We start from the raw sequence: 22,054 nt of genomic DNA, 5'->3' as shown, positions 1-22,054 counted from the left end.
TCCAACATAAACCGACTCAGGTAAACACGGATGCTTTACCTGAGTTTTTGAGGAGGACGTATGAATTATAGTTGGAACTGGGGTGTCCTGTTTCAGTCGACCGGCATTGGCGACAGTACCTATCTGCACTGGATTCTCGCCGGGCTGGGCTGGCTGCTGGTGATTGCCATTGTGGCCTGGAGTATTGCCATGCTACTGGGCAGCATTTTGGGGATTATGCGAACCCTGCCCAGCAAAACCGCCCGCACGATTGGCACCGCCTATGTCACCATTTTCCGTAATGTACCGCTGCTGATCCAGCTGTTTATCTGGTTCTATGTGGTGCCCAATTTCCTGCCAGCACCCATCAAAAGCTGGTGGATGAATGATCTAGGCGCGCATACTTCGGCACTGATTTCAGCCAGTATCGGGCTAGGACTGTTTACCGCGGCGCGGGTCTGTGAACAGGTGCGCACCGGTATTGAAGCCCTGCCACGCGGACAGATCAATGCCGGTTATGCCATGGGTTTTAGTACCGCGCAGTTATATCGCTATGTAATTTTGCCGCAGTCATTTCGCACTATTTTGCCGCCGTTAAGCTCGGAGCTGACCAACTGCGTTAAAAACACCTCGGTCGCCTCTCTGGTCGGGGTGGCGGAAATTATCTCGCAAATGAAAACCATCAGTGAGTACACGCAAAACACCATTGAAATTTATACCATTGTCACCGTTATTTTTATTGTGATTAATATTTGCCTGATTCAGGGCATGAACCTGCTGGAAAAACGTTTACGTGTTCCCGGCCTGATTGCAGGAGAAAAATAATGGAATGGCTCACTGCATTTTTAAATGATTTACAACTGTCGGGGCCAGCGCTATGGCATGGTTTTACCATTACCTTAAAAGTGCTGGTCATGGCGACCATTGGCGGTATTCTAATTGGCACCCTGCTGGCGTTAATGCGCCTGTCTTCTATTCGCGTACTGAATCTGTTTGCACAAGGCTATGTCAATCTGTTCCGCTCGATTCCCTTGCTGCTGGTGCTAATGTGGTTCTATTTTGCGGTACCATTTTTCTACACCGCCCTCACCGGGAATTACCTGACCATTGATACTGCACTGGTGTCGAGTATCGTGGCCTTTATGCTGTTTGAGGCGGCCTACTTTTCTGAAATTGTCCGTGCCGGGATTCAGTCCATTCCCAAAGGCCAGACTGCGGCTGCCTATGCGCTGGGCATGACTTATGGCCAGTCGATGCGGCTGATTATCTTACCGCAGGCCTTTCGCAAAATGACCCCGCTGCTGTTACAGCAGACCATCATCCTGTTTCAGGACTCCACCATGGTTTATGCCATTGGCCTGCTGGATTTCTTCCGTACCAATTATGTCCGCGGCGATTTAATGGCGCTGCTGACCCAATATATTCTATTTGCCGGGCTGGTGTATTTTAGCGTGAGTTTAATCGCCACCTATGCAGTGAAAAAACTACAAAGGAGGCTGACGGTATGACCGAACCCAAGATTATGATTGACCTCCAGAATGTCAGCAAATGGTATAAGGATTTTCAGGTCCTGACCGATTGCAGCACCCAGATTCGTCAGGGAGAAGTGGTGGTGGTGTGTGGACCATCGGGTTCGGGAAAATCGACCTTGATTAAAACCGTAAATGGTCTGGAACCGTTTCAAAAAGGCCAGATTCTGGTTGATGGGATTTCGATTAGCGATCCGAAAACCAATCTGAACAAACTGCGTAGCCGTGTTGGCATGGTGTTCCAGCATTTCGAGCTGTTTCCGCATTTAAGCATTACCGAAAACCTGACCATTGCCCAGATCAAGGTACTGGGCCGCTCGGAAACTGAAGCCAAACAGAAAGGGCTGGCCTATCTGGATCGGGTTGGTTTAAGTTCACAGGCCAACAAGTTTCCGGCGCAACTCTCTGGTGGGCAGCAGCAGCGGGTTGCCATTGCCCGCGCCTTAAGTATGGACCCGATTGCCATGCTGTTTGATGAACCAACCTCGGCGCTGGACCCGGAAATGATTACCGAAGTACTGGACGTAATGGTCGAGCTGGCGCGTGAAGGCATGACCATGATGTGTGTGACCCATGAAATGGGCTTTGCCCGCCAGGTCGCCAACCGGGTGATTTTTATGGATCAGGGTAAAATTGTCGAAGACTGCACCAAAGATGAATTCTTTAATACCCAGCGCGGTGAACGTGCCCAGCAGTTCCTAGATAAAATCCTGCATTAATCCATACAACCAAACATCCCAAATTAAGAAGCAGATCAGATGATCTGCTTTTTTTTCGTATTCGATTACTCCAGCACCAGACGCGCATTGGTCGGCTGTACCGGCCGGTTATTCGGATGTTCCATCAGCTGTGAAAAAGCCTGAATCTGCTGTCTCGAGGCCTGCTGAATCTGTTTGAAGACAATCCAGCGCACGCCTTCGGTACACGGCGGCGTAGTTAAAGAGCCGTTAAAACGATAATAATCCCGTTGCTCCGGTAAAAATGCTGCTGCCACATCCTGATGGTTTAATGTAATGGCCTCACCGGCCTGCTGCGGTAATTCCTGCCACAGCTGTTTCAGCTTCGGATTTTCCTGACCTTCTTGAAACATGATTGCCAGCACCGCCAGCTCACCGGCAGGTGTAGCATGTACCAGATGCATCTCCATCGCAAAACTTTGCCCCTGAATGGTGTTTTCACTTGGACTATGCAAATGGAACTGCTTGAGTTCAAAGATTTTCTGGTCCAGTTCTAAATGGCTACCCTGCTCAAAATTGACCTGAACCGTGCGCTGGTTATTCACAATGGTTTTGGCCTTGGCCGCATAGTTCAGTTTTAACGGCGGCAACTGTGCCGGTGTGGTCTGGGCAATATTAATGGGCGCCTGATTCATGCCCGCGCAGGCCTGATATTCCGGTTTTAACTGGCTCCATTTATCCGGCGCAATCTGTGCCGCATAGCTCCAGTCAAAATGACTGCCCTCGGCAGCAAAAGCCATATTCATACTCAAAAGTGCAGTCGCTGCAAAAATACTCCGTTTCATTCTTCAACCTTGAAAACACATCATCAAAAGAGCCTTGATCATCCGTAACCTGCGCCGGCAGGACAAAACCAAATCTTCCAACTGTTTATTGCTTTTGTATCTGATTGGAGCGGTTTTTGAGCGTTATAATTCAGCCTGATGGCCTGATAATGACTTGTTCGATTCTCCGACTTATCAAGTTGTACTGATCAATCACGGCGTTGCCGCCCAAACCCACCTTGGTTTCCAGTTCGATGGTGATGCTTTTTTATAAGTCCGGTACTAACAGTTTTCTGGCTGCTGGAGCAGCGACTTATAAAACTGATGACGCTTTGCTTAAATCAACCGGCAACAACATGGGGTATTGAAGAAGTAGATCAGCGATTCTGCTGGCGCTGGCCGATTTTTTAGCTCAGCTTTAGCATGGAATTTTCGCGGTCTTACTAGGTATGTTAAGTTTTCTACCGGGATGGATTGGCCTCGAATTTTAGCTGCACCAGCATGAAGCATGATTGACGTTGTGATTTAGCCAACGCCACTTGTCATTGACGAGTTGATCACAGGATTCATCACTAAAAATGGAATATCTAAACCAAACCAGCTGATGAGTATCTTGCTTATTCAAAAGTCAGTCTTTCTGATCAGGAGCATCGATCTATGAATGGATTGAACAGGAATTCGACAGTCTGCACGTCAGCGCCTGCATCTGTCTTAAATATGTCATAAACAGCCACTACACTGCTTGTCATCGGGATCGCACACCACTCCCTGCCCATATTCAGGGTCAATTCCAAGAAAGTGCCTCCTCACTGCATAACATCAGCACAGCCACTATTCATCCAGCAAACGGCTGTGGGTCAAGGTGGAAGGCCATTATTTTTTATAAACCAGTTACGACTCCAGCGATTCCCTCCAGGATCGCTTTTTTTCTTTTGAAGGGTTTATTGGTGCTGAAGCGCCTCATCTTTTGGCAGGCTTCTGGCCCAGACCAGAATCGGAAGCAGACACAGCAGCGCAATCCCGCTAATCATCATTAAATAGCGTGCATAACCAAGCTGATCGCCCAGTATGCCGCTGAGGCTATACAGCCCACCACTGACAGTAGCCATCAGTGCCACCTGAAAGGTAAAATCGGTGCCGGCCAGCTGTTTGCGGCTATAGTGCATCACCAAAGTGAGCATCACCACCAGCAGCATCGCCGAAATACCATCTTCCAGCGCATTAATCAGATAAATCAGCCACAGTGCTACCGCCTGCTGCTGTTCATACTGATAGGCCAGCCAGCTATAGGCGGCTAAAGCCAGTACTTTCAACACTGAAAACAGCACTAAAGCCTGAGCACGTGACATCACCCTGAGCAATAAGCCTGCCACACCTGCACCCAGTAACGCGGCAAACGCCCCCAGCATGGTCACATAAATACCAATCTGGGAAAAGCTCAGGCCCAAATCGACCATTAACGGTTTGAGTAATGGGCCAGACAGACCATCGGCAATTTTAAAACTGAGCAGCACCCATAACCACAGTGCCAAGCTGCGGCTCTGGCGAAAATAACCCAGATACTGGCGCACGACCTGCCAGGAAAAAGGCGTGGTCTTCTGCGCTGTTTTGGCTGCATGTTGCGGTTCACGATACAGTAAAATTGGCAAGGTATTTAAAAATACCAGTAGCGCCAGCATCAGAAACGTGGCCTGCCAGTGCAGCCAGTCCAAAGCCCAGAGCATGGCGCCCCCACCAACAATAAAGCCCAGCCGTGAACCAATCACCTGAAAGGTATTGCCCCAGTGCTGCTGCTGGCCAGTTAAAATATTCACCGCCAGTCCATCGGTGGCGATATCCTGCGTGGCCCCAACCAGATTCATCAGCAACAGCCCGAAAAAAAAGCCAAACAAATACAGCGGTTCATTCAGGGCCTGAATCGGGATAAATGACAGCCCGATTAACACCACGACACTCAGCAACTGAGTCGGAATAATCCAGGAACGGTAATGGCCCTGAGTGCTGCGGCCAAAGCGATCCACCCACGGCGCCCAGAAAATTTTAATCGACCAGGGCAACATTAACAGGCCAAAACCGCCAATATGCGCCAGCGATACCCCTTGCGCCCTTAAGATCACCGGCAAGGCATGGGTCATAAAGCCCACCGGCAGACCTTGCGCCCAATACAGGGAAAACAGCAACAGATAAAGATTCGGCATAGCAGCGGACATTCCTTTTTATTTCAGGCCAAGCGGATGGCTCCAGGCAAAACTGCTCAAACAAAAGCGTATTTTTGCTCTGCTTCCCCATTGAATAAAGTCGCAATATTTTGTAAAACTTGGCTGAGTTTCAGTAGGATAATACATAAAAACAATGACCAAGCAATTTCCTGTTTTACCTGATCAAGTACCTGGCCGCGGCAGCGCCCTGAGTCGAGGCTTTTTTAAATCGCTCTTTTTGGCCCAAGGCTGGCAGCTGAAAGGCGAATTTCCCAACCTTCCCAAAGCGGTGGCAATTATATCCCCACATACCTCCAATATTGATGCCTGGCATGGCTTCGCTGCTTTGCTCGGACTGGGGCTAAAAGTCACCATTTTTGGCAAACATACCCTGTTTAATACACCGTTAAAACCGCTGCTGGAGTGGATTGGGGTGGTGCCGGTAATTCGCCATGCGCCGCAGGGCCATACCCAGCAGATTATTGAAATTATCCGGCAACGTGAACAGATCTGGGTCGGGATGGCGCCGGAAGGCACGCGCAAACAGGCCGAGCAGATTCGCAGCGGTTTTTATCATATTGCCTATGGCGCACAAATTCCGATTGTGATGTTCTCTTTTGATTATGCGCATAAGACCATTCATATTCTTGGTGTGTTTCATCCGACTGGGCATTATGAACAGGATTTAGACGCGATTTATCAGCATTATGAAGGCAAGTTTTCTGCCAAAAATCCGCACTGGCTGGCCAAGCCGTTACAAAAACGCTGGCCCAAAGACTAGCCAAAACCGTATTTTTTTGCTGAGATGTGCGCATATTTTGTTGAATTAATCTCCTATCGAATCATGAAATTACTGCAATTTTCGACAGCCGGCCTGTTATTGCTGGCACTTTCCGGCTGTGATCGGGCGGTACAAACCCCAGTGACTCCAACGCCTATTCAGGCGCGTGAACCGGTGGTGGCCATTGCCTTAGGGGGTGGCGGTGCCAAAGGTTTTGCCCATATTGGCGTACTGAAAGTTTTAGAATCACACGGCATTAAACCGAAAATTGTAACCGGCACCAGTGCCGGCAGTTTTGTCGGCAGTCTTTATGCCAGTGGTAAATCACCGTATCAGTTACAGCAACAGGCCCTAAACTTTAAAGAATCTGATATTCGCGACTTAACCCTGAACCGTCAGGGCTTTGTGCTGGGCCAGAAACTGCAGGACTATGTCAATCAGCAGGTGGGTAACAAAGCCATCCAGCAGTTCCCGATTCGTTTTGCTGCGGTCGCCACCCGTCTGGACAATGGCCGTAAAGCCGACTTTATTAAAGGCAATGCCGGTCAGGCGGTACGTGCCTCCTGCAGCATTCCGAATGTGTTTGTGCCGGCGACTATTGCTGGCACCAAATATGTCGATGGTGGTCTGGTCAGCCCGATTCCGGTCAAAACCGCCAAAGATATGGGCGCCGATCTGGTCATTGCAGTGGATATTTCCGCGCGTCCAACCGGTAATACGCCCATGAATATGTGGGGCCTGCTCGATCAGACCATCAACATTATGGGCCAGCAGAGTATTCATGAAGAGCTGCGCCAGGCCAATGTGGTGATTCAGCCTAAAGTTGGTCATATTGGCACACTGGATTTAAAAGCCAGCAACCAGACCATTTTAGAAGGTGAAAAAGCTGCCCAGCTGAAAATCCGCGCCATTGAAAAAGCCATCAGCGATTTTAAAAAATCTCCAGCCGCTTTGGCGCCACCACCCAAAGCCAAATTTTAACATCGGGGATTTTTTCATATCCAAGTCGGTTCTCATCTGCTACATTGAACAGCATACAGATTGATCTATATCAATGATTCTTTTTACAATCATTCGCGACGAGTCGATGTATGGAATTTGTTCTTGAACCTTGGCACTGGTTTGTTTTAGGCATTTTGCTGATTCTTTCCGAGCTGCTGCTGCCGGCTTTTGCTGCGCTCTGGTTTGGCGTGGGCGCGCTGATGGTGGGCGTTTTATATCTGCTGTTCCCGATGATGGGCACCACCACGCAGCTGGTGATGTGGATCATTTTATCGGTGCTGTGTACCCTGCTCTGGTTTAAATTTATTAAACCACTGTCGATTGATAAAACCAAAGCCGGCCTGTCACGGGAAGCCACCATCGGCCAGATTGGTATGGTCATCCAGACCAATCTGGAGCATGACGAAGTGAAAGTCCGTTTTCCGATGCCGGTGCTCGGTTCTGATGAATGGAACTGCCGCACTCTAAGTCCGGTGCAGGTCGGTGATCGTGTGCGTGTGGTCGATATTCTTGGCAATGATCTGGTTGTGCAGTTGCATAGCCTGCAGAATGACAACGAAAAACAGTGAGTAATATAAAATGAATGCTGGCTCCATTATTGTTTTAGCCCTGCTGGCCTTTGTGGCCATCACCATTTTTAAAGGGGTGCGTATTGTTCCACAAGGCTATAAATGGATTGTGCAACGTTTGGGTAAATACCACACCACCCTAAGTCCGGGTCTGAACTTCGTAATTCCCTATGTCGATGAAGTGGCCTATAAAGTCACCACCAAAGACATTGTGCTGGACATTCCGTCTCAGGAAGTCATCAGCCGCGATAACGCCGTCCTGCTGATGAACGCGGTGGCCTACATTAACCTGACCACGCCAGAAAAAGCGGTGTACGGGATTGAAAACTATTCTTGGGCCATTCAGAACCTGGTACAAACCTCGTTGCGTTCTATTGTCGGTGAAATGGATCTGGATGATGCGCTGTCCTCACGTGACCATATTAAGGCACGTTTAAAAGCCTCGATTTCAGATGATATTGCGGACTGGGGTATTACCCTTAAAACCGTTGAAATTCAAGATATTAAGCCATCCAACACAATGCAGTCGGCAATGGAAGAACAGGCGGCAGCAGAACGTCAGCGTCGTGCCACCGTAACCAAAGCCGATGGTGAAAAACAGGCAGCCATTCTGGAAGCCGAAGGCCGTCTTGAAGCTTCACGCCGTGATGCCGAAGCACAAGTGGTGCTGGCCGAAGCCTCACAACGTGCCATTGAAATGGTCACGACAGCAGTCGGCGATAAAGAAATTCCGGTGGCCTATCTGCTTGGTGAACAATATGTAAAAGCCATGCAGGATATGTCGAAGTCGCCAAATGCCAAGACAGTGGTGTTACCGGCGGATATTCTGAATACCATTCGTGGGGTCATGGGCCGACAAAACTAAGCACCTTTTTAGCCAAAAATAGACAGCCTGGATGCTGTCTATTTTTATTGCCTGAAAGAAAAATCAGTATTTCATGCAAAATTATGGTTAAATTTCGCCTTCATTTTTTGAATCTTTCAGGACTTGTGAGTATCCATCAAGAATTTGCATGGAACGCATTGAGGCCATAAGTCCTTTACTGTCCAACATACTATATGGATACCGTATGAGCTCCCTAAATCCGACCTTAATCACCTTTCTGTTTTATATTGTCGCCATGATCGCGATTGGTCTGATGGCCTATCGCGCAACCACCAACTTTTCAGACTATATTCTGGGTGGCCGCCGTTTAGGCAGCTTTGTCACGGCCCTGTCTGCTGGCGCATCGGATATGAGTGGCTGGTTATTGATGGGTTTACCGGGAGCAATTTATCTGTCCGGTTTATCTGAGGTGTGGATTGCCATTGGTCTGATTATTGGTGCCTGGCTGAACTGGTTACTGGTTGCGGGCCGCTTACGGGTACATACCGAAGTGCAGCACAATGCCCTGACCTTACCGGATTATTTCTCCAATCGCTTTAATGACCAGAAAAAAGTGCTGCGTATTGTATCCGCCTTTGTGATTCTGATTTTCTTTGCGATTTACTGTGCCTCTGGCATGGTGGCCGGTGCGCGCTTGTTCGAAAGTATGTTTGAAATGTCGTATAGCACGGCCTTATGGATCAGTGCCATTGCCACCATCAGCTATGTTTTTATTGGCGGCTTCTTGGCGGTGTCCTGGACAGACACCATTCAGGCTGGCCTGATGATCTTTGCCTTAATCCTGACGCCTATTGTCACCCTGCTGACCTTTTCTGATTTATCCCAAGTGACGCTGGCACTGGAAGCTGCGCGTCCACAAGCCATGAATCTGGTCGGTGATTTAAGTATTGTTGCGATTATCTCGTTACTGGCCTGGGGCCTGGGTTATTTCGGTCAGCCCCACATTCTGGTGCGCTTCATGGCGGCAGATTCGGTGAAGTCAATTCCAAATGCACGCCGTATTGGCATGACCTGGATGATCCTGTGTTTAGGTGGTGCGGTGGCGGCCGGTTTCTTTGGTATTGCCTACTTCCAGCAACATCCGGAACTGGCCGGGGTGGTGAATGCCAACCCTGAAACCGTGTTTATGGAGCTGACCAAAATCCTGTTTAACCCGTGGGTGGCTGGTATTGTACTGGCGGCAATTCTGGCTGCGGTGATGAGTACCCTAAGCTGTCAGCTGCTGGTGTGTTCAAGTACTCTGACTGAAGACTTTTATAAATCGTTCCTGCGAAAATCTGCCTCACAAAAAGAGCTGGTCTGGGTTGGCCGTTTAATGGTATTACTGATTGCCCTGCTGGCAATATGGATGGCCGGTAATCCTGAGTCGAAAGTGCTGGGCCTGGTGGCTTATGCCTGGGCTGGTTTTGGTGCCGCTTTTGGTCCACTGATTATTTTGTCTTTATTCTGGAAACGCATGACTTTAAATGGTGCGCTGGCCGGCATGATTGTGGGTGCGGTGATGGTGATTCTCTGGAAAAATGTCTGGGGCGATACCGGTATCTATGAAATTATTCCGGGCTTTGTCTGCTCGTTCATTGCCATTATTGTGGTGAGCTTGCTGGGCAAAGCGCCAAGCAGCAGCATTACTGAGCGTTTTGATGAAGCAGACCGCTTGTACAAAGAACAGACTCAATAATTGCTCCATGCAAAAAAAATAACCAGTGACATCACTGGCTATTTTTTTGCAACTCAATTGATCAATTCAAAGACTGGACAGAAAGAGAGTACGCGGACCATTTTGGATGGTGACAATGGCTGACAATCTCTGACCCAACTCTCCCACCAAAGAACAGCAAACGCCCCTTGCTGCTGTTCTTTAGCTGAATCTTTGAAGCAGCGTTTAAGATTCCAGCCCTTCTTTATTGCCCTGCTTTTTACGCGACTTGCTAAAGCGCTGCGCCGGCCAGGACATAATAAAACGTGCACCGCCCAAAGTGGTGCTCTGATCCACCTCAATCTTGCCGCCAAACCAGTAGGCAATCCGGCTGACAATCGACAGGCCCAGACCATACCCCCCAGAGGCACGGGTACGGCTATCATCTAAACGGGCAAAGGCTTCAAATACGCGGCTCCGGTCTTCTTCTGGAATGCCCGGCCCATCATCTTCCACACAGACATAAGCCACGCCTTGTGCAGTCACGCCACCGCTGACCAGTACCTTGTGGTCACAATAACGCACCGCATTCCCGACCAAGTTCTGCACCACGCGGTGTAAATAACGGCGCTCGGCATCGACTTCCAGACTGGTCGACATGGTTTGCAGCTGAATGTCCTTACCGGTTTTCAGTGCGTCGGTTTCATTGACCACCTGATCCAGCACATCAAACAGCACCACTTTTTCAATTTCCAACGATGGCATGCCCTGCTCCAGTTTGGCATAGGTCATGATCTCGTCAATCAGGGTATTCAGTGCTTCAATGTCTTTATCAATCATGTCCAGCTGCTGAATCCGGTATTCGTAATCATCTTCTTCGGCCAGCATTTCCATCCCAAAACGAATCCGCGCTACCGGGGTACGCAGTTCATGCGATACCGCGCGCATCAGCTCGCGCTGGGCTTCAATCAGACGCTGGATATGATCGGACATGCTGTTATAGCTGGAGGCCAGACTGGCCATTTCATCTGAACCGTCAATGGGTAAACGCAGGTTTAAATCGCCGGTTTTCATGCGGTTCAGGGCGAAATTTACTTCACGGATTTTGCGCTGCATCGGCAGAATCAGGCCATAAATGCCCAGACTCAGAATAAACAGACTCAGCAAGGTAATCCCGGCCGCCAGCTGGAATGGCATCCAGTTAAACAGCGGAACCGGACCAAGTACCAGCACCTCGGACGGCGAATTCGGCATTGGCGAAATAATGGAGATGGTGGTGCCACGTACGCTGGCATTATCCCGATACAGGATAATGCTGTGGTCCAGCCTTAAACGGCCAATCTGCTCGGAGTCGAGCGGTAAATCGGCAATGTTCTGAATGTCGATAGGATAAGAAAACTGATCCTGGATACGGGCCAGATATTCTTTTTCCTGTCCCGGGAAATAGACCAGATAATCCAGAATAAAGATCGGCAGTGCCTTCATTTGCCGTTCGGTAATTTCATCGGCCTTGATATACAGATAGTGTTCCGGGTCATTTCTCAGGCCCATAATAATATAGGCTGTGGTCGTTTCTGCATCGTAACGTACCGCAGCCTTGCGCTCTTTGATCCGTTTCAGTTCGGCCCGTGACAGCTCGACCTTATCGGCAGCAATATAATAGATAGGCAGTTCCAGCAAATCCGAGGCATCTGAAATCCAGTCCTGCTTTTGCTGCTCATTGGGTTGTCGCGCCACCCCTTCACTAATGATATAGGCCATACCATCGGTCAGGGATTCACGATATTCTTGCGCGCGCTGATAGTTAATGATCTGAACCAGCAGATAGCCTAACACGGCCACCAATGCCACCAGAATCACCAATCCTGCATAAATCCGCAAGAATATGCTGTGTTTGAACACGAAAAACCATCCTATCTCAGATACGCGCGATGATTATATACCATTCGTTTCTTTGACAAATAAGTATCCTTTGCTGCGTACAGTTTTAATACGCTTTGGATTTTCCGGGTCATCGCCAATTTTTGGACGGATGCGCGAAATACGTACGTCAATTGAACGGTCCTGACCGTCATATTCAATCCCGCGCAGGCGCTCGAAAATATCTTCACGCGACAGGATACGGCCAGCATTCGAAGCCAGTAACCAGAGCAGGTCATATTCTGCACTGGTGAAATCAACCAGTTCACCATTCAAGGTTACCGAGCGGCCACCATTGTCGATGACCAGGTCATCAAATTCGATACGCTGTGCCACTTCATCTTCAGGGGCTTTGTCAGTACGGCGCAGCAAGGCACGAATACGCGCCAGCAGAACACGTGGCTGAACCGGCTTGGCGACATAGTCATCTGCACCCATTTCCAGACCCAGAACCTGATCCATATCTTCAGTACGTGCAGTGAGCATCAGAATCGGTTGATGATAATGTGGACGAACCTCACGGCAAATGGTTAAACCGTCTGCACCCGGCAGCATCACATCCAGCACCACTAAATCTGGTTGCTCCGCGATAATACGGCGGATGGCGCGGTTCCCATCTGGCTCGACGCCCACTTCCAGTCCGTTACGGATCAGGTATTCCTGAGTTAAACGTGCCAGACGCTCATCATCTTCAACAATTAAAATTTTTGGTAACTTTTCTTCTTGGCTCATGAACTGCCCCTTTATTTGATTAAACGTATTCTATCCTTTTAAAATCCGGTAGATACGTCGAAATATATTCTGCAATATACACACGTTTACATTGTAAACAAGATGCTATTCACTAAACTGATACATCAAAGTAGCTTTTTGTTATATTTTTATTAATTATTGAATTCCTTATACTTTTCTCTTTTTAACTGAATTCCATGAATTCAACAACATAAATCTTTTTAAAATGTACAATTTTTTTGCAGCTTTTGGCCATTGATCAGAATGTGACTGACTGTTCAAAGAGATTTTTAGTTATCCACACGTTTATCTATAAGCAGATTATACCGGCTTTGTTATGCTATGCCCTTGTCCGATAAGGCTTATAGCCGAATGGACAAATCGGGGATTTTTTTGCAAAAGATTTTATCCAAAAAACGCCAAAAATTTTAAAGAAAAGTCAATATTGATCTACCCTAAAATTTCCCGTATCTTGTGTTCAATTCAATTTTAAACCACTAAGTCTTGTGTTTATTCCTCAAACACTGTGGCCTATTTTTTGCCCGGTTCAATGGTCTATAAACATAACAATAGATGACAATGGAGCTATGCTGACATGAGCGTAATCACATCCACACCCGGTCAACTTCAGGTGATTAAACGCACCGGTGAAGTGGCCCCTTTCGATGCAGAAAAAATCTCTGTAGCGATTGGTAAAGCTTTCCTGGCGGTTGAAGGTCAGCAAAGCGCCGATTCCAGCCGTATTCATGACCGTATCGAACAACTGACTGAAATGGTTCTGAACACGTTTAAGCGTCGTTTACCATCAGGCGGCACCATTCACATTGAAGAAATTCAGGACCAGGTTGAGCTTGCGCTTATGCGTACAGGCGAACAGAAAGTTGCTCGTGCTTATGTCATCTATCGCGAACAACGTTCTGAAGCACGTAAGCAGATGGGTGCCAACCATCACCCGACCTTACAGATCACTGACAGCCAGGGCCAGTTAAAGCCACTGGATTTAAGTGCATTGACAGCAACCGTCACCACTGCAGCTGAAGGTCTTGAAGGCATTGATGTTCAGGCCATTGTCGATGAAACCGTGAAAAACCTGTACAACGGCGTAAAAGAGTCAGACATCTCAACCACCATGATGATGGCGACGCGTACCCGTATTGAACAGGAACCAAATTATACTTACGTTACTGCGCGCCTGCTGTGTAATGACTTAGTGGCAACAGGCCTGGAGTTCCTGGGTCTACCAGTAGAAACCCCTGAAGGCGAAGCTCTGGAAACCTTCCTGAAAAAAGGTATCGAGCTGGAGCTGCTGTCAGAAGACCTGCTGAACTTTGATCTGGCAAAACTGGCCGCTGCCATTCAGCCAGAACGTTCTAACCAGTTTACGTATCTTGGTTTACAGACGTTATTCGACCGTTACTTCATCCATAAAGATGGTATCCGTTTCGAATTGCCACAATTGTTCTTCATGCGCGTTTCTATGGGTCTGGCGCTGAACGAAGACAACAAAGAAGAACGTGCAATTGAGTTCTATAACTTGTTGTCGAGCTTCGACTACATGGCTTCTACGCCTACCCTGTTTAACTCAGGTACGCTACGTCCGCAGTTATCTAGCTGTTACCTCACCACCATTGGTGATGACCTGTACGATATTTATGGCGCAATGCGTGATAACGCAATGCTGTCTAAATGGGCAGGCGGTTTAGGTAATGACTGGACTCCAGTTCGTGCCCTGAACTCTTACATCAAAGGGACCAACGGTAAATCACAAGGTGTGGTACCGTTCCTGAAAGTCGCAAACGATACTGCGGTTGCGGTGAACCAGGGTGGTAAGCGTAAAGGTGCGGTGTGTGCCTACCTTGAAACCTGGCACTTAGACATCGAAGAATTCCTGGAACTGCGTAAGAACACCGGTGATGACCGTCGTCGTACCCATGACATGAACACAGCCAACTGGGTTCCTGACTTATTCATGCAACGTGTGTTTGAAGATGCAGAATGGACCCTGTTCACGCCATCTGAAACACCAGACCTGCATGATCTGACTGGCCAGGCCTTCACTGAGCGCTATACGCATTACGAAGCGGTGGCGAAAGAACAGAACCTGCTGCACAAGAAAGTACGTGCCAAAGACTTATGGCGCAAAATGCTGTCGATGCTGTTCGAAACCGGCCATCCGTGGATTACATTCAAAGACGTATGTAACCTGCGTTCACCACAACAACACGTAGGCGTGGTGCACTCATCTAACTTGTGTACAGAAATTACCCTGAACACCAGCAAAGATGAAATCGCGGTCTGTAACCTGGGTTCAATTAACCTGGTACAGCACGTTCAAGGCGGCAAGCTGGATCATGAAAAACTGGCACGTACCATCAAAACTGCGGTACGTATGCTCGACAACGTGATCGACATCAACTACTACGCGGTACCACAGGCGAAAAACTCGAACCTGCGTCACCGTCCGGTAGGTATGGGGATCATGGGCTTCCAGGATGCACTGTACGAAATGGGTATTGCCTACGGTTCTGATGCAGCAGTTGATTTTGCTGATGAATCAATGGAAGTGATTTCTTACTACGCAATTCAAACCTCAAGTGATCTGGCGGTTGAACGTGGTACCTATGAAACCTTCAAAGGTTCATTATGGGATCAGGGTATTTTACCAATCGACTCTTTAGAGCTGGTAGCGAAAACCCGTCCTGAGCGCATGTTTGAAGTTGATCGTACCCAACGTCTGGACTGGGACACTTTACGTGCCAAAGTTCAAAAAGACGGTATGCGTAACTCGAACGTGATGGCCATTGCACCAACAGCAACTATTTCTAACATCTGTGGCGTGTCTCAATCGATTGAGCCAACCTTCCAGAACCTGTATGTGAAATCGAACCTGTCTGGTGAGTTCACTGTGATCAACCCTTACCTGGTACGTGCATTGAAAGAACGCGGCCTATGGGATGCGGTAATGGTCAACGACCTGAAACATTTCGAAGGTTCTGTTCAGAAGATTTCTCGTATTCCTGAAGAATTAAAAGCGATCTTTGCGACTGCGTTTGAAGTTGAGCCACGCTGGATTGTAGATGCTGCGTCACGTCGTCAGAAATGGATTGATCAGGCACAGTCACTGAACCTTTATATCTCTGGTGCAAATGGTAAGAAACTGGACATCACTTATAAGATGGCTTGGTTACGTGGTCTGAAAACCACTTACTACCTACGTGCTTTAGGTGCAACATCGGCTGAGAAATCAACCATTAATACTGGTGCATTGAATGCAGTTAAACCTGCAACCGTTGCGGCTCCTGTAGTTGCAGCGCCAGTGGTTGAAGAGAAAAAACCTGAAGCGCCTGTAGAGGAAGAAGGTTTCACTCAAGCAGCACCAGTGCCACAAGCATGTTCAATTGATAATCCTGATTGTGAAGCTTGCCAGTAAGCCTCGCTTGATAAAAATCCCCCTAAATCCCCCTTTTCCAAAGGGGGACTTCCCAAAATCAGATTCGATATGCGGGAAGGCCTTTCTTTATTAAAGGAGGGGTTTGGGGAGGATTGCAAAGTATTTGAAAATAACACAGGAAAAGACCATGCCTCATATGACTCATAACTATATGTTAGGACTCGCGGTTCTGGTCTTTTCCTTTATTTTCTTTTACACGCCGATGGTCTATGCCTTTTTGGCCATTCGCAAACAGAAGCGAAAACAAAATAAGTCTTGAGGATCGTGTTCTACGTACATTTTTAGAACAAGCATCGGCAAAACTTAATTTTGCTTTCACAAATTAAGCGTATAGTAAGACATCTCCCCTTCGTCGTGAGATGTCCAATAAAAGATATAAAGCAACGAAGAGAGAATTGATATGTCTATCCTAAGTTGGGACGATTTCGAAGATGATTCGCAAAAACCGGCTGCTCCTGAACACCAGCCTACGCCCGTCGAACCGCAAAAAGCGACTAATCCGCAAGTGGTACCTGCTGCAGAGCAACCACAGACGCATGTGGCAGCTGCACAACCCGCTGCAACCCCTCGAAGCGGATCAGCAAATTCAACCGATTCGCTGGCAAGAGCATCTGCTTCCCTAGAACAGCTTGACGTGGCGCCTGGCCTGGAAGAGCTGGAAATGGGTGCAGGACGCGTACAGGTTGATGACAAACGTATGATCAACTGCCGCGCTGACTTAAACCAGCTGGTGCCGTTCAAATACGAATGGGCTTGGCAAAAATATCTGGATGGTTGTGCCAACCACTGGATGCCACAAGAAATTAACATGAACCACGACATCGCGTTGTGGAAGTCTGAAAATGGCTTGACTGAAGATGAACGTACCATCGTGATGCGCTCACTGGGCTTCTTCTCGACTGCTGACTCACTGGTGGCCAATAACCTGGTTCTGGCGATCTACCGTCACATCACTAACCCGGAATGCCGTCAGTACATCTTGCGTCAATCGTTTGAAGAAGCGATTCACACGCATGCTTATCAGTACTGTATCGAATCTTTAGGCATGGATGAAGGCGAAGTCTTCAACATGTACCGTGAAGTACCATCAGTCGCACGTAAAGCAGCTTGGGGCCTGAAATACACCCAATCTTTAAGCGACCCGACTTTCAAAACCGGTACCCCTGAAAACGACCAGATTTTGCTGCGTAACCTGATTGCATTCTACTGCGTACTTGAAGGCATCTTCTTCTACTGCGGTTTCACGCAAATCCTGTCAATGGGCCGTCGTAACAAGATGAATGGTGTGGCGGAACAGTTCCAGTACATCCTGCGTGATGAATCAATGCACTTGAACTTCGGTATCGACATGATCAACCAGATCAAGATCGAGAACCCGCACTTGTGGACCGCTGAGTTCCAGCAAGAAGTGATTCAAATGATTCTTGAAGGCACCATGCTTGAGATTGAATATGCGCGTGACACCATGCCACGTGGCGTATTGGGTATGAATGCTGGCATGATGGAAGAATATCTGAAGTTCATCTGTAACCGCCGTTTAAGCCAGTTGGGCTTACCTGAGCAGTTTAGCGGTGTGACCAACCCGTTTGCCTGGATGTCTGAGATGATGGACCTGCGTAAAGAGAAGAATTTCTTCGAGACGCGTGTAACGGATTATCAGACGGGCGGTGCGTTGAGCTGGTAAGCGAAAGATTTAAAAAATCCCGCTCTTGAGCGGGATTTTTTTGCAATCTAAAGGAGGATTCAAAAATCCTCCTGATTCATAATTTAAATTTGGTTGTACTTAATTAAATCATCCAACACCAAATTAGATGCCGTCGTATTTTCAAGTATAATCAAATCCGTTTTTGCATATGTAGTATCTGTCGCAGAACCATCCCGATCAATCGTAACGACGGTATGCTCTCCACGTTGCTCTAGGGTCACAAAATTTCCTAAAGTTTCGCTTGTAACACTTTGTTCACCAAGTAGTGCTGAGATATCAATACTATCCCCTTCAGTAGCATTAAAGTCGGTCCAGGTATCTGTTCCATTTCCGCCGGTTGCATCTGTTTCTGCACCTTCAAGTACATTATAAATAACAGTATCTGCTACGCCTCCATAGCTTGAATAACTATCATCATAACGGCTGCCTGTAATTGAAGCGCCTATTCCAATATTCAGGTTCGCAGTATCAGATAAACCACCCACATCATTTACAGTATAAGTAAAGCTCTCTTTTTGACCAATACCGCTACCATCTTGCGTTGTGTAAGTGTATTTACCACTTGCATCAACATTTAATATTCCATAAGTACCAGTAATATTTACAGAATCCTGATTCTGCAGCAAAACATCATTCTGATAGATATGTCCATTTTCAAAGCGATATGTCTCTGCTCCTTGTTGAATGGTGAAAGTCGCTACATTAGAAACAATATCTTCTTCCAGTAAATTACCCTCTTCACTATATATACCCTCTATAGTTGTAAAGTCATTTAATGAAGTTTCAATCACTGAAAGTGTCGTATCAACTGTAAACTCACCATTATTTGCAGGCGTTGCCCCGAACGCGCCTGTATTAGTGGTTATATTTTCCACATTAACATTAAGGATATATTCGCCCGCAATTAAATCGTTAAGTGGAATACTTACCGTATAATAGCCATCCACTACTTGGGTACTGTCAGTTAAAGTTAATATACCGGTTGTCACTTCACCACTTTGACCGATAATTGTGTAGGTCGCAGTAACCTCGCCCCAATCCTCAGTTACAGAAGTATTCAATGCTGTACCTAGTAATTCAGCCGTAATAGTTAATGTTCCATTAGCTACAGTATTTTCTGTAATGTTAAAGCTTTCTGAAAGTGTATAAGTATTTGTCCAAGTTGTATTAGTAACCACTGACCCTGTAATCGGTCCATTAGTTCCTGTAGCCTGAGCATCGACAACTTGTACTTTTGGTAATAACTCACTGACACTATTTGTTTGCGCGATCTTAACCGTTGCATCGTCATCAACTGCATCTACAGTAATCACACCATCAGCTTGAAGATCATTTTCATCCCAATCAATAGTTGATCCTTCAGCATCAGTACGGATATTGAGATAAGCTTGTGAAGTATTACCAGCTGCATCAGCTACTGTATAAGTGAATGTATCAACTTTACCCACATCATTAATATTCCCATTACTTACATAGCGATAAGAACCATCAGCTTGCATATACAAAATACCGTAATTACCAGATATCGCGGTTTCTGTATTATCTGTAGCAATTGGTGTATTCACAGCATGTGTAGTTTCAGCAGAAATGACTTGTGTCACTGTCAGACCTTCACCAATATCTGCTACATCTGTATCTACACCATTCCCTAAAATATTACCTGTTGCATCTGCTGTTGAGTACTGAGTTGATGTTTCTATACTAATATTCACACCACTAAGAAGCCCTACATCAGCAATTGCTCTTAATAATTGACTTAGAGCTCCATCTCCTGACGGACTCGAGAAAGCAATCGTATAATTGCCTTCTGGTATATCAGTAAATTCAATATTTTCTGCTGTCATTACCGTGGTCAATAATGCTGGTGTTAACTGAAGAGCATTTTCAACTGTTGTAACAATCTCACCTGTATCAAGATTCACCAACATCAAATCAGCAGAAAGAGTTTGACCAAGTAATGCCCCTATTGAGTTAACTAATGCGCTAAGATCTATACCTGTTGTACCATTTACATCTATCAAAACATCTTGAGTGGTATCAGGAGCAACAGTAAAATTAAAGCCACCTGCACTTAAGTCAATCTCTGCTAATTCTGATAATACATTTGCACCAGCTAGTCCAAAAATAAAACCACTGTCGGTCAGATTATTTTCGATAACCGTGTCAAGTACATTCACATTATTTAAATCGTCATTGGCAAATAGAACTGCCTCAACAACTAAACTGTCTGTAATTGTGCTTTCATTGCCTGCTGCATCAATAGCTTGCACAGTAACGTTATAACTACCATCAGCTAACTCTGGAAGCTGGCCATCGGCAAGTGTCCATGTACCATCACCATTATTCACTGCGGTATAATTAATACTATCCACAGTCACAACAACTGTTGCTGTCGGATCATCAATTGTACCTTGTAAAGTTGGCGTACTATCACCCGTTGTATTTGTCACAAGAGTTGTTATTGGTGCTTGGGCATCAACGCTTGTACTTGCGGCTTGAGAAGGGTTACCAGCAGCATCAATTGCTATAACATTAAGTACTGCCCCGTCTGTTAAGCCTGGATTTGTAATTGACCACAAACCATCAGCTCTTACGACTGTTCTGCCAATTTCATTGTTGTTGTCATCAGTTACAACCACTGTTGAGCCCGCTTCTGCCGTACCTGTAATATCTCCTGTAGCACTTACAGGATTAATCACAGGAACATCCGGTGCATAATCATCCAAAATATTAATAGTTAAAGTTGCGCTATCAGTCGTTACTCCATCCGCACCTAATATTGTATAAGTAAATACTTCTGATTTTCCGATAGATTCAAAATCACCATTTCCAATATATTCATATGAACCATCAGCGAAAATTGTTAAAACACCATACTCTCCGTTAATGCTTACACCGCCCGTAGTCACCTCTTGCGCTGCACCGTCTCCAAATTGAATATGAGTAACTGTTGCTAGCTCAGGATTTTCATCATTGGTTAAAACATTATTATCGACAGAGTAATTTTCAAATATCGTTGAAGTCACTTGGGTAGTAATGCTAGTTTCCTGCAATAAAGTCAGGGTATTTGAAAGTAGTGCGGTTGCTGCTGCATCAACAATCGTATCTAACAAACCGGTTACACTGAAGCCAAGTAAAGAAATTGCATCAGCATTACTTAATAAACTGTCGTTTAATGCGCCAACAAGTTCATCTACAGGTAGGCCATTCACTAATGTAAGTACAGGCGGTAAGATAACCTCTGTGACTAATGCTGCAATAGCACCACCACCTAAAGCATTATTTACAGCATCAAGAACAACTTGTTGATTATCGGCACCTAATAACACGCCTGCATCACCGAGTTCTTGAAGTGAAATACCACCACCATCAGTATCAAGTAGATTAGTTAAGGCACCCGCATCATTACTGACTACAACACGATAAGTACCTGCTGGCAAATCAGATACTGTTGCAGTTAAGGTATTATCTCCTGTAATCCCTAATATCCCCAGCCCAGCTACATCACCAACTAATTCAGAGTCTTGGGTGACTGCTGAATACACAATATTGCCATTTTCATCTAAAACATCAACACGATACGCATCAGCTACTGCAAGTAATGATGTTTGTGAAATTGAAATTGCAAGGCTATTTATAGAGCCAGAAAGTACCACTTCTGTTCCTGCATCCGCACCGCCAGTTGATTCAAGCAAATTAATCACTTGAACATTCTCATCAACAACAGCTGGCTCGGTTGTTGTGATTTCATTCCCCATATCTAGATTTACATTGTCATCTAGAGCAATCTGGACTACTGGTGCAGTTAATGGGATCAAGTCATCTAGTCGATCTTGTAACCCGTCTTTCTCAACTTGTACTTCTGTCGGTAAGGCATTTACTGCATTTTGTGCGATGGCTTTTAGTTCGGCAGCCTCATCAATCGCAGCCTGGGCAACTGCCTGCTCTGCTGGTGTGATGAGACCATTGCCATCTGTATCCGCATCAGCAATCGCTTGCTCGGCCTCGGCATAAGCCGCTTCCGCTGCTGCTACTGCAGCTTCTGCATCCGCGATTAAGCTGTCCGTTGCATCGTCAATACCATTGCCGTCTTGGTCATTCACCGCTGGAACTTCAAGATCCGTCAAGGCATCCAGACGATCTTGCAGACCATCTTTGTCTGTAC

Annotated in this window: 16 protein-coding genes; 11 read left to right on the top strand and 5 right to left on the bottom strand. The window is 46.6% G+C overall.

Going from position 1 to position 22,054, the window contains the following annotated elements:
* The first annotated feature begins 60 nt into the window (after positions 1-60).
* The 3 genes from FTT89_RS00075 to FTT89_RS00065 are packed head-to-tail and all read left to right on the top strand — an operon-like array spanning position 61 to position 2,227.
* On the top strand, positions 61-804 hold the full coding sequence (locus FTT89_RS00075; RefSeq protein WP_005176049.1) for an amino acid ABC transporter permease: 744 nt from the start codon (positions 61-63) through the stop codon (positions 802-804).
* Positions 804-1,487, top strand: a complete 684-nt coding sequence (locus FTT89_RS00070; protein ID WP_005176046.1) for an ABC transporter permease subunit — start codon at positions 804-806, stop codon at positions 1,485-1,487. Before FTT89_RS00075 ends, FTT89_RS00070 begins: the two co-directional genes overlap by 1 nt.
* Before the next feature lie 14 nt (positions 1,488-1,501).
* Complete coding sequence (locus FTT89_RS00065; RefSeq protein WP_171249308.1) at positions 1,502-2,227, top strand: amino acid ABC transporter ATP-binding protein; 726 nt, start codon at positions 1,502-1,504, stop codon at positions 2,225-2,227.
* A 65-nt stretch (positions 2,228-2,292) separates the two neighbouring features.
* Here the strand turns inward: FTT89_RS00065 and FTT89_RS00060 are convergent, their stop codons facing one another.
* Together FTT89_RS00060 and FTT89_RS00055 are read right to left on the bottom strand one after the other, a co-directional pair.
* Complete coding sequence (locus tag FTT89_RS00060) at positions 2,293-3,030, bottom strand: carbonic anhydrase (RefSeq protein WP_180006841.1); 738 nt, start codon at positions 3,028-3,030, stop codon at positions 2,293-2,295.
* Between the two features lie 920 nt (positions 3,031-3,950).
* A complete protein-coding gene (locus FTT89_RS00055) occupies positions 3,951-5,207 on the bottom strand; it encodes an MFS transporter (protein WP_180006842.1) in 1,257 nt (418 codons plus the stop codon).
* 154 nt (positions 5,208-5,361) lie between these two features.
* Between FTT89_RS00055 and FTT89_RS00050 the strand changes: the two genes are divergently transcribed.
* The 5 genes from FTT89_RS00050 (at position 5,362) to putP (ending at position 10,123) form a co-directional block, all read left to right on the top strand.
* Positions 5,362-5,988, top strand: coding sequence for a 1-acyl-sn-glycerol-3-phosphate acyltransferase (locus FTT89_RS00050; protein ID WP_005176034.1), 627 nt, complete (start codon positions 5,362-5,364; stop codon positions 5,986-5,988).
* A gap of 63 nt (positions 5,989-6,051) precedes the next feature.
* Positions 6,052-6,969, top strand: coding sequence for a patatin-like phospholipase family protein (locus tag FTT89_RS00045; RefSeq protein ID WP_180172636.1), 918 nt, complete (start codon positions 6,052-6,054; stop codon positions 6,967-6,969).
* Between the two features lie 110 nt (positions 6,970-7,079).
* On the top strand, positions 7,080-7,559 hold the full coding sequence (locus tag FTT89_RS00040) for an NfeD family protein (RefSeq protein WP_005176030.1): 480 nt from the start codon (positions 7,080-7,082) through the stop codon (positions 7,557-7,559).
* Positions 7,560-7,569: 10 nt separating this feature from the next.
* Positions 7,570-8,424 carry an SPFH domain-containing protein gene (locus FTT89_RS00035; RefSeq protein ID WP_005176027.1) on the top strand — a complete coding sequence of 285 codons (855 nt, stop codon included), beginning with the start codon at positions 7,570-7,572 and terminating at the stop codon, positions 8,422-8,424.
* A gap of 205 nt (positions 8,425-8,629) precedes the next feature.
* On the top strand, positions 8,630-10,123 hold the full coding sequence (gene putP, locus FTT89_RS00030) for a sodium/proline symporter PutP (protein WP_016659877.1): 1,494 nt from the start codon (positions 8,630-8,632) through the stop codon (positions 10,121-10,123).
* A gap of 204 nt (positions 10,124-10,327) precedes the next feature.
* On the opposite strand, the gene bfmS is transcribed toward putP, so the two are convergent.
* Together bfmS and bfmR are read right to left on the bottom strand one after the other, a co-directional pair.
* Positions 10,328-11,983, bottom strand: coding sequence for a sensor histidine kinase BfmS (gene bfmS, locus FTT89_RS00025; RefSeq protein WP_373686814.1), 1,656 nt, complete (start codon positions 11,981-11,983; stop codon positions 10,328-10,330).
* 33 nt (positions 11,984-12,016) lie between these two features.
* Positions 12,017-12,733 carry a response regulator transcription factor BfmR gene (gene bfmR, locus FTT89_RS00020; RefSeq protein ID WP_005176018.1) on the bottom strand — a complete coding sequence of 239 codons (717 nt, stop codon included), beginning with the start codon at positions 12,731-12,733 and terminating at the stop codon, positions 12,017-12,019.
* Positions 12,734-13,328: 595 nt separating this feature from the next.
* Here bfmR and FTT89_RS00015 point away from each other — a divergent pair.
* The 3 genes from FTT89_RS00015 (at position 13,329) to FTT89_RS00010 (ending at position 17,868) form a co-directional block, all read left to right on the top strand.
* Positions 13,329-16,163, top strand: coding sequence for a ribonucleoside-diphosphate reductase subunit alpha (locus tag FTT89_RS00015; RefSeq protein WP_016659875.1), 2,835 nt, complete (start codon positions 13,329-13,331; stop codon positions 16,161-16,163).
* Positions 16,164-16,311: 148 nt separating this feature from the next.
* Positions 16,312-16,443, top strand: coding sequence for a preprotein translocase subunit YajC (locus FTT89_RS14490; protein ID WP_081407111.1), 132 nt, complete (start codon positions 16,312-16,314; stop codon positions 16,441-16,443).
* 141 nt (positions 16,444-16,584) lie between these two features.
* Entirely contained in the window at positions 16,585-17,868 is a 1,284-nt protein-coding gene (locus tag FTT89_RS00010; RefSeq protein WP_180056927.1) for a ribonucleotide-diphosphate reductase subunit beta, read from the top strand.
* A gap of 83 nt (positions 17,869-17,951) precedes the next feature.
* On the opposite strand, the gene FTT89_RS00005 is transcribed toward FTT89_RS00010, so the two are convergent.
* A partial coding sequence (locus FTT89_RS00005) for a BapA/Bap/LapF family large adhesin (RefSeq protein ID WP_180102769.1) occupies positions 17,952-22,054 on the bottom strand: 4,103 nt, incomplete at its 5' end.

It is taken from the genome of Acinetobacter sp. YH01025 (genome assembly GCF_013420185.1).
In the GTDB taxonomy this organism is placed as follows: Bacteria; Pseudomonadota; Gammaproteobacteria; order Pseudomonadales; family Moraxellaceae; genus Acinetobacter; species Acinetobacter indicus.
The sequence above is the reverse complement of the archived record's forward strand: the minus strand, read 5'-3'. Positions and strand labels throughout refer to the sequence as shown.